The organism is Pseudomonas sp. HP_01 (assembly GCF_055284355.1).
On the sequence record NZ_JBTOPV010000001.1, the window covers coordinates 559,454 to 568,743 of the forward strand.

8 protein-coding genes are annotated in these 9,290 nt (G+C 62.8%); 6 read left to right on the forward strand and 2 right to left on the reverse strand.

Annotation, left to right across the window (positions count from 1 at the left end; genetic code table 11):
• The 4 genes from ACYAR8_RS02355 (at window position 1) to ACYAR8_RS02370 (ending at window position 4,834) form a co-directional block, all read left to right on the forward strand.
• On the forward strand, window positions 1-1,071 hold the full coding sequence (locus ACYAR8_RS02355) for a microcin C ABC transporter permease YejB (RefSeq protein ID WP_463578966.1): 1,071 nt from the start codon (window positions 1-3) through the stop codon (window positions 1,069-1,071).
• A complete protein-coding gene (locus tag ACYAR8_RS02360; protein WP_463578967.1) occupies window positions 1,071-2,093 on the forward strand; it encodes an ABC transporter permease in 1,023 nt (340 codons plus the stop codon). The genes ACYAR8_RS02355 and ACYAR8_RS02360 overlap by 1 nt, the downstream gene beginning before the upstream one ends.
• Before the next feature lie 8 nt (window positions 2,094-2,101).
• Entirely contained in the window at window positions 2,102-3,694 is a 1,593-nt protein-coding gene (locus tag ACYAR8_RS02365) for an ABC transporter ATP-binding protein (protein WP_463578968.1), read from the forward strand.
• Window positions 3,695-3,778: 84 nt separating this feature from the next.
• Entirely contained in the window at window positions 3,779-4,834 is a 1,056-nt protein-coding gene (locus tag ACYAR8_RS02370; protein ID WP_108120215.1) for a permease, read from the forward strand.
• Window positions 4,835-4,931: 97 nt separating this feature from the next.
• Here the strand turns inward: ACYAR8_RS02370 and ACYAR8_RS02375 are convergent, their stop codons facing one another.
• Window positions 4,932-5,465 carry a GNAT family N-acetyltransferase gene (locus ACYAR8_RS02375; RefSeq protein ID WP_463578969.1) on the reverse strand — a complete coding sequence of 178 codons (534 nt, stop codon included), beginning with the start codon at window positions 5,463-5,465 and terminating at the stop codon, window positions 4,932-4,934.
• Between the two features lie 226 nt (window positions 5,466-5,691).
• On the opposite strand from ACYAR8_RS02375, the gene ACYAR8_RS02380 reads away from it, so the two are divergent.
• Entirely contained in the window at window positions 5,692-6,489 is a 798-nt protein-coding gene (locus ACYAR8_RS02380) for a CAP domain-containing protein (RefSeq protein ID WP_425438855.1), read from the forward strand.
• 22 nt (window positions 6,490-6,511) lie between these two features.
• On the opposite strand, the gene ACYAR8_RS02385 is transcribed toward ACYAR8_RS02380, so the two are convergent.
• Window positions 6,512-7,657 (reverse strand): ABC transporter ATP-binding protein, encoded by a 1,146-nt coding sequence (locus tag ACYAR8_RS02385; RefSeq protein ID WP_463578989.1) that lies wholly within the window; start codon window positions 7,655-7,657, stop codon window positions 6,512-6,514.
• Between the two features lie 221 nt (window positions 7,658-7,878).
• On the opposite strand from ACYAR8_RS02385, the gene ACYAR8_RS02390 reads away from it, so the two are divergent.
• On the forward strand, window positions 7,879-9,213 hold the full coding sequence (locus tag ACYAR8_RS02390) for an ABC transporter substrate-binding protein (RefSeq protein WP_463578970.1): 1,335 nt from the start codon (window positions 7,879-7,881) through the stop codon (window positions 9,211-9,213).
• Window positions 9,214-9,290: the final 77 nt, after the last annotated feature.

Consider the following 9,290-nt stretch of genomic DNA (forward strand, 5'->3'; position numbering starts at 1 on the left):
ATGCTCGCCTACACCCTGCGTCGCCTGTTGCTGATCATTCCCACGCTGCTGTGCATTCTGGTGGTCAATTTCCTCATCGTGCAGGCCGCGCCGGGCGGTCCGGTGGAGCAAGCCATCGCCCGGGTTCAGGGCATGGGCCCGGCGGGTGGAATCGGTGGCGGCGGTGGCGAAGTCGCGGCCACGGGCGGCATCAGCCGTGGCGCCCAGGGCCTTGACCCGGAGCTGGTCGAAGCGATCAAGCACCAATACGGTTTCGACAAGCCGCTGCACGCGCGCCTGTGGCTGATGCTGACTCACTACGCGCAGCTGGATTTTGGCAGCAGCTTCTTTCGCGGCGCCACGGTGACCGGGCTGATTCTGCAAAAGCTGCCGGTGACGATTTCCCTGGGACTGTGGGCGACCCTGATCACTTACCTGATCTCGATCCCGCTGGGCATCCGCAAGGCCGTGCTGCATGGCAGCCGTTTCGACGTCTGGAGCAGCACGGTGATCATCATCGGCTACGCCATCCCGGCGTTCCTGTTCGCCATTCTGCTGATCGTGGTGTTCGCCGGCGGCAGCTACTGGAGCTGGTTTCCGGCCCAGGGCCTGTTCTCGGACGACTTCGCCAGCCTCTCGCCGCTGGGCAAGCTGCGCGACTACCTGTGGCATCTGGTGCTGCCGGTCAGTGCGCTGGTGATCGGCGGCTTCGCGACGCTGACGATCCTCACCAAAAACAGCTTCCTCAACGAGATCGGCCGACAGTACGTGGTGACCGCCCGGGCCAAAGGCCTCAGTGAACAGCGTGTGCTCTACGGCCACGTGTTCCGCAACGCCATGTTGCTGGTGGTGGCGGGCATTCCCCAGGCGCTGATCGAGGTGTTCTTCGCCGGCTCGCTGCTGATCGAAACCATCTTCGGCCTCGATGGTATCGGCCGCATGAGCTACGAAGCGGCCGTGTCCCGGGATTACCCGGTGGTGTTCGGCACGTTGTTTCTGTTCACCCTGTTCGGCCTGTTGATCAAGCTGGTGGGCGACCTGTGCTACACGCTGGTCGACCCGCGCATCGACTTTTCCGCAAGGAGCGCCTGATGTTCGAGTTTTCCCCGCAAAACCGGCGCCGCATCGCCAACTTCAAGGCCAATCGGCGCGGCTGGTGGTCGCTGTGGCTGTTCGTGGCGCTGTTGATCATCTGCCTGTGCGGCGAACTGATCGCCAACGACAAGCCGCTGATCGTCCGCTACCAGGGCGACCTGTACTTCCCGGCCGTGCATCAATACCTGGAAACCGACTTCGGCGGCGAGCTGCCTTTCGAGCCGGACTATTCCAGTGACTACGTGCGCAAACTGATCGCCGACAAGGGCGGCTGGATGCTCTTCGCGCCGATCCCGTTCAGTTACGACACGGTCAATTACGAACTCCGCGAGCCCTCGCCCAGCCCGCCCAGCGCGCGCAACTGGCTGGGCACCGACGACCAGGCCCGGGACGTCATGGCGCGGGTGTTGTTCGGCACCCGCGTGTCGATTCTGTTTGCGTTGGCGTTGACCGCCATCAGCACGGTGATCGGTGTGTTTGCCGGGGCGGTTCAGGGCTATTACGGCGGGCTGGCGGATTTGATCGGCCAGCGCTTGCAGGAAGTCTGGTCGGGGCTGCCGGTGCTGTACCTGCTGATCATTCTGTCCGGTTTCGTCGAGCCTGATTTCTGGTGGCTGCTGGGGATCATGTCGCTGTTTTCCTGGCTGGCGCTGGTCGACGTGGTCCGCGCCGAGTTCCTCCGTGGACGCAATCTGGAATACGTGAAAGCCGCCCGCGCCCTGGGCCTCAGCGACGGCGCGCTGATGTGGCGGCACATTCTGCCCAATGCCATGACCAGCACCCTCACCTACCTGCCGTTCATTGTCACCGGCGCCATCGCCACACTGACCGCACTGGACTTCCTCGGCTTCGGCATGCCCGCCGAAAGCGCGTCCCTGGGCGAGCTGATCGGCCAGGCCAAACGCAATTTGCAGGCGCCGTGGCTGGGTGTCACGGCGTTCTGTGCCCTGGCGCTAATCCTCACGCTACTGGTGTTCATCGGCGAAGCCTGCCGTGACGCCTTCGACCCCCGCACATGAGCGCTGCCATGACTGACCCTCTGATCCAGATCCGCAACCTGCGCGTGGCCTTCAACGGTGCCGAAGTGGTGCACGGCATCGACCTTGACATCCAGCCCGGCGAGTGTCTGGCGCTGGTCGGCGAGTCCGGCTCGGGCAAGTCGGTGACCGCACACTCGATCCTGCGGCTGCTGCCGGCCAAGTCCGTGAGCACCCAGGGCAGCATTCGCTACAAGGGCGTCGATCTGCTGCAGGCCAGTGACAAGGCGCTGCGGGGCCTGCGCGGCAACCGCATCGCGATGATTTTTCAGGAGCCGATGACCTCGCTGAACCCGCTGCACACCGTGGAGAAACAGATCGGTGAGATCCTCGCCATGCACAAGGGCCTCAAGGGCAAGGCCGCCCGCGAGCGCACGCTGGAACTGCTCGGGCTGGTGGGCATCCAGAACCCGCCGCAGCGGCTCCGGGCCCTGCCCCATCAACTGTCCGGCGGGCAGCGCCAGCGGGTGATGATCGCCATGGCTCTGGCCAACGAGCCCGAGCTGCTGATCGCCGACGAACCGACCACCGCGCTGGACGTCACGGTGCAGCTGAAGATTCTGGAGCTGCTCAAATCCCTGCAACAGCGGCTGGGGATGTCGCTGCTGCTGATCAGCCATGACCTCAATCTGGTAAGACGCGTCGCCCAGCGGGTCTGCGTGATGCGCGCCGGCGAAATTGTTGAGCAAGCAGACTGCCAGACGCTGTTCGCCGATCCGCAGCACCCCTACAGCCGCCTGCTGATCAATGCCGAACCCGACGGCGAACCGGTGCCCGGCGAGCACACCCAGACGCTACTGTCGGTGGAGGCGCTGAAGGTCTGGTTCCCCTTGCCCAAACCGTTGCTGCGGCGCGAGCGGCACTGCATCAAGGCGGTGGACGGCGTCAGTTTTGAACTGCTGAAAGGCCAGACACTGGGTATTGTCGGCGAGTCTGGGTCAGGCAAGTCGACCCTGGGCCAGGCGATCCTGCGGCTGATCGATTCCGAAGGCAGCATCCGCTTCGCCAACAAGGAGCTGAGCCTGCGCAGCCAGCAGTTGATGCGGCCGCTGCGAAAGCGCATTCAGGTGGTGTTTCAGGACCCGTTCGGCAGCTTGAGTCCGCGCATGACGGTGCAACAGATCATCGCCGAAGGGCTGCTGACCCACGGCATCGGCACCCCGGCCCAGCGTGAACAGACGGTGATCCGCGTACTCGGCGAAGTCGGCCTGGACCCGGACAGCCGTCATCGCTATCCCCACGAATTCTCCGGCGGTCAACGCCAGCGCGTGGCCATCGCCCGCGCGCTGGTGCTGGAGCCGGAGCTGATCCTCCTCGACGAACCTACCTCGGCGCTTGACCGCACCGTGCAAAAACAGATCATCGCGCTGCTGCGGGATTTGCAGATCCGCCACGGCCTGAGTTATCTGTTCATCAGCCACGACCTGGCGGTGGTTCACGCATTGGCCCATGACGTGCTGGTGATCAAGGACGGCAAAGTGGTCGAGCAAGGCGCGGCGCGGGAGATCTTCGGCAACCCGCGACAGCCGTACACCCAGGAACTGCTGCGCGCTTCCGGGCTGGATTTCGGCGGACAGGCGTGAGCCGACATACCTTGCGACACCTACTATAATGCCCGGCCACGGCGTATCATCGCGCCCCCTCGATTTCCTGCTCTGGTGCCTGTCATGACTGCCCTTCCGCTCACCTCCGAACGCCGCGGCTGGTCGTTCTGGTGGAAACCTCTGGCGTTCCTGCTGGTGGCCGCCATCGGCTTGTACTACGTGAAGTGGTCGCCGTATTACCTGAAATCTTTTATCGCCGCCGATACCCATAACATCGGTGGTTCGATCATCAACGACAACCCGGCCACACCGTGGGCTGCCGCATTGGCGTACGCCCAGGTGTACTTTCTGGCGATCTGGAAAGCCGCCGTGCTGGCAGTGATTCTCGGCTCGCTGCTGCAGGTGCTGATTCCCCGGGACTGGCTGCTGAAAATGTTCGGCCGCGCCGGACTCGGCTCGACCATTCGCGGCGGCCTGTTCGCCCTGCCCGGCATGATGTGCAGCTGCTGCGCGGCGCCGGTGGCTGCGGGCATGCGCAAGCAGAACGTCTCGGTGGGCGCGGCGCTGGCCTTCTGGATCGCCAACCCGGTGCTCAATCCGGCCACGCTGGTGTTCATGGGCTTCGTGCTGGGCTGGGGCTTCACCGCGCTGCGGCTGGTGGCGGGCCTGGTGCTGGTGATTGGCGTGTCTTTGGTGGCGCAACGCATCTCGCGCCCGGAAGCCGTGCCTGAACAGGCGCTGCAAGCCGTGGCCAACGCCGAGACACCGGACGAGGGCAGCCTGCTGGTGCGCTGGGGCAAGACGCTCTGGCAGTTGTTCTGGACCACCATCCCGATCTACGTCATCGCCGTGCTGATCCTGGGCGCAGCGCGGGTCTGGCTGTTCCCCCACGTCGACGGTGCCATGGGCAACAGCCTGTTGTGGCTGGTGCCGCTGGCGATCGTCGGCACGCTGTTTGTGATCCCGACCGCCGCTGAAATTCCGATTGTGCAAACCCTGCTGACGTTGGGCCTGGGCACCGCGCCTGCCGTGGCATTGCTCATGACCCTGCCGAGCGTGAGCCTGCCGTCGCTGTTGATGCTGCGCAAATCCTTCGACGCCAAAGTGCTGGTGACCGTGGGTGTGCTGACCATGCTGGTCGGGGTGGTCAGCGGGCTGGTGGGAGCCGCTTTGTTGTAAGGCCAGGATCAAGAACTCAAGATCTTAAGAACTACAGCAGCTCTGCCCGACGGCAGAGCGCTTGGCCTTCAGGGACTGACTTGAAAGAGCGCCCTGCTCAAGCCTCACCCGCCAGACACATCAAATCACACCACATATGCACCTTCGACACATACCGGTCCCCCACGGCGACGGCGTACGGCTCTACCCCAAAAACCTCAAAACCCATCCCCTCATACAAGCCCTGAGCAGCGCCATTGCCCTCGGTCACCGTCAGTTGGACAAGCATCAACTGCGGTTGCGTCCGGGCATGGCTCAGCACCCTGCGCACGAGGTCCTGCCCAATGCCCTTGCCCCGACAGGCGTGGGGAACGTACATCCCGAACAAGGTGGACTTATGACGGGCCTTCTTTCTGCGCTCAACAGAAAGGCCGGCAACCCCCAGCACGCTTTCTCCTTCAACAGCGCCGAACACCACCTCCGTCGCGTCAGGCCCGGCCGAGAGCCGTTGTTCCCACCAACTGATCGGCAGAGCTTCGCGCTCGGCGACGTCGGACGTAAAGGCATCAGGATGGAGGGCGTACGCTTCAAGCATCAGGGCTCGATACGCCGAGGCATATTCCGGGGTCAGTCGCTTAATGGTGGTGGTCATCGAAGTCACGCTGCAGGGTCGAGCACTGATTATGTGGCGAAACAGCTGGTTTTCACCTCGGCTATTGCAAAAACCCTGCTCATCGCTGCAACCTCCACGGTTTGTGCGGCTCAGACTATTCGCGACAGGTAAAATCGCGCACCGTGGGCGCGTCAGTTCGAGGGAGATTTCCATGCGTTTCAGATCATTCATCCAGTGTCTCGCGGTTGTGCCCCTGGCGCTGCTGATGGCAGGGACAGCCGTGGCCGGCGAAGAAACGCAGCTGATCCAGTCGATCAATACCTACCGCAGCCAGGCTCAGCCTTGCGCCAATGTGGCATCGACCGAGCTGCCGCCGCTCAACAGCGACCCGCGCCTGAACCTGCCCGCCAGTGGCACGGTCGATCTGCAGCCCATGCTGGCCCGGGCGTCGTATCCGATGGTCAGCGTCCAGGCGATCACCCTCTCGGGCCCGCGCGATGCGCAAGCGGCCATGGCGGCGATTCAGGAAAGTTTTTGTCAGGTGGTGCTCAATCCGCAGTTCGTCGACATCGGCGTCAGCCGCAACGACCGCGACTGGCGCATCGTGCTGGCGCGTCCACTGCTCGCGGGCGGGTTGGGGAATGCGCAGGCCGAGGGGCAGAAACTGCTTGGCCTGATCAATGAAGCGCGCAAACAACCGCAGCAATGTGGCGCCCAGTCGTTTTCCGCCGCCGCGCCGCTGGTGTGGAACGACACCCTGATGAGCGCAGCCGAAAGCCACTCGCGCTCCATGGCCAACAACAATTATTTTGATCACAAGGGTCGCAACGGCGGAACGCCGGGAGACCGCGCGGAGCTGGCCGGGTACATCGGCCAGCAGATCGGCGAGAACATTGCCGCCGGGCAGGACAATGCGCGCAAGGTAGTAGAAGGCTGGCTCGCCAGCCCCGGCCATTGCGCCAACCTCATGAATCCGCAGTTTCATGACCTTGGCGCTGCCTACGCCACCGACCCGAAAAGCGATGCCGGCATTTACTGGACGGCAATGTTCGGGGTGCAGTAATGCTGATCGCCAGCGCCCTGATCTAAACGCGAGCCGACCCGAGCGTCTGCTGCCCTTCGGCGCCCGCTTCGGTGTAATGCCTGCGGTGGGCCAGCGCCTGGCCCTGTGCATCGAACAGATGGCAACGATGGCCCCGCACACCGACGCGGAGCAATTGCCCGGCCTTGACCGCCGACATCCCCTCGCCCTTGACCATCAGATCGTGTCCCTCGTCGGTCTGCGCGTGGGTGAACGTCTCGCCGCCCAAATGCTCGACCACCAGGGTTTTCACCGGGATCTGTGCATCGCCCTCGCCTCGGTCCGACAGATGCTCGGGGCGCAGGCCCAGCGTCAATGACTCGCCCGCTTTCACCTGCTCGCCCTTCACCGGAACCCACAATAGCTCGCCACCCGGCAGGCTGACCTGGACGCCTTCGGCACTGCTAGCGACCGCCGTCACCGGCAGAAAACTCATCTGCGGCGAGCCGATAAAGCCCGCGACGAAGCGGTTGCACGGATGGTGATAGAGCTCCAGCGGCGATCCCACCTGCTCGATGCCGCCCTTGTTGAGCACCACAATCTTGTCAGCCAGGGTCATGGCTTCGACCTGGTCATGGGTGACATAGACCATGGTCGCCTGCAGGTCGGCGTGCAGCTTGGCGATCTCGATGCGCATCTGCACGCGCAGGGAGGCGTCGAGGTTGGAAAGCGGTTCGTCGAACAGAAACACTTCCGGCTCATGGACGATGGCGCGGCCAATGGCGACGCGCTGACGCTGCCCGCCGGACAGGGCTTTGGGCTTGCGGTCGAGCAGCGGTTCGAGCTGAAGGATGCGCGCGGCATTGCGCACCTTGGCTTCGATCTGGTCTTTGGGGATCTTTTGCATTTTCAGCCCGAAGGCGATGTTGTCGTAGACCGACATGTGCGGGTACAGCGCGTAGGACTGAAACACCATGGCCACGCCGCGATCAGCCGGTTCAAGGTAGGTGACGTCCCGGGCGCCGATACGAATCTGCCCCTGGGTGATGCTCTCCAGGCCCGCGATGCAGCGCAGCAAGGTGGACTTGCCACAGCCCGAAGGCCCGACGAAGACCACGAACTCGCGGCTCTCGATGCTCAGGTGGATGTCATGCAAGACCTTGATCTCGCCATAGGCTTTCTCGACGCCACTCAAACTGAGCTCAGTCAACATCGTATCCCCTGAATTATTGTTGTTTGGGCATTTTTACTGACAACGGCGTGCTGATTTGACAGCAATGCATTTTGTCCTACGATCATTTGTAATTCGTATATTACAAATGTCAAGGAACTCACCCGAAGCGGTTTCCCTGCCCCGCAGCCCCACCTGCATGCACCGCGAAGCACATGTCCCGCGTAACCCTCACCCACAACAATAATGAGGTCACGTAAATGAAGAAGCTGGTTTGGAATGCCCTCTCCCTGTCGATTGCGCTGGGTTCCGGCGCCGCACAGGCCTGGACGCTGGAAGAGGCCGCCGCGCCGTACAAGGGCACCGAGATCAAAGCGATTTTCCTCGACCGTCCCGGTTACGCCGCCGCCATCAAACTGCTGCCGGAGTTCGAAAAGAAAACCGGCATCAAAGTCAGCTACGAAACCGTCCCCTACGAGAATAGCCGCGAGCGCGAGGTGTTGAGCTTCACCTCCGGTGAGCAGCTCGACGTCGTGCTCACGGACGTGGTGTGGATCGGCGAATTTGCCGGCAACGGCTGGCTCGAACCGATCACCACCTTCACCCAGGACGCGAAGCTCGCCGACCCGGACCTCAAGCTGGAAGGCTTCTTCCCGATCCTGCTGGAGTCGTTCGGCAGTTGGGACAAGCAGACCTACGGCCTGCCCTTCGATAACTACTCCGGCCTGCTGTTCTACAACAAGTGCATGCTCAAGGACGCCGGTTTCGACAAGCCGCCGGCCACGTGGGACGAGCTGCTCAAGGACTACGCGCCCAAGCTCACCGACAAGGCCAAGGACCGCTACGCCTACGCCTTGCAATCGCGACGCGGTGAAACCCAATCGGCGGACAGCTTCATGCGCTTCCTCTGGCCGTTCGGCGGCTCGCTGCTGGACGATAAATTCAAATCCAATCTCAACTCCAAAGCCTCTCAGCAAGGCCTGCAATTTCGTCAGGACCTGATGAAATACATGCCGCCGGGCATCGTTGATTACGACCACAACGAAGCGGTCAACGCCCTCGCTCAAGGCAAAGTGGCGATGATCACCGAATGGTCGGCGTTCTACGGCACCCTCGCCGACCCGACAAAATCGAAAATCACCGATTGCCTAGCCGTGGCCACCGAGCCCAAAGGCCCGGCCGGTCTGAAGCCGGCACTGGGTGGTTTCTCTCTGGGCGTGAACGCCAAGTCCGACGACAAGCAGAAGGCCGCCGCGTGGCTGTTCATTCAGTGGGTCACGTCCGAAGCCATGGCCCGGCCATACCTGGACGCCGGTGGCGTGAGCGGGCGGATGTCGGTGTACAAGGACGCCGACGTGCAGAAGAAATACCCGTTTGTGCAGCCGATGGTGACCTCGTGGGAAGGCGGCGTGCCTGACTACCGCCCTCGCTTCCCGCAATGGCCGGAGATTTCCGAAGTGGTCGGCGAAAACGGCACCGCGATCATGCTCGGCAAAACCAGCGTGGAGGCCGGTGCCAAGGCGATTGGCAGCAGGATGGAGGAGATACTGAAGAAGGCGGGGTATTACGACGGCAAAGCGAAGCTATTGAAGTAATACCCCACCTGTAGGAGCGCGCTTGCCCGCGATTGCAATGTGTCTGCGACATGTCCAGGTCTGACATACCGCAATCG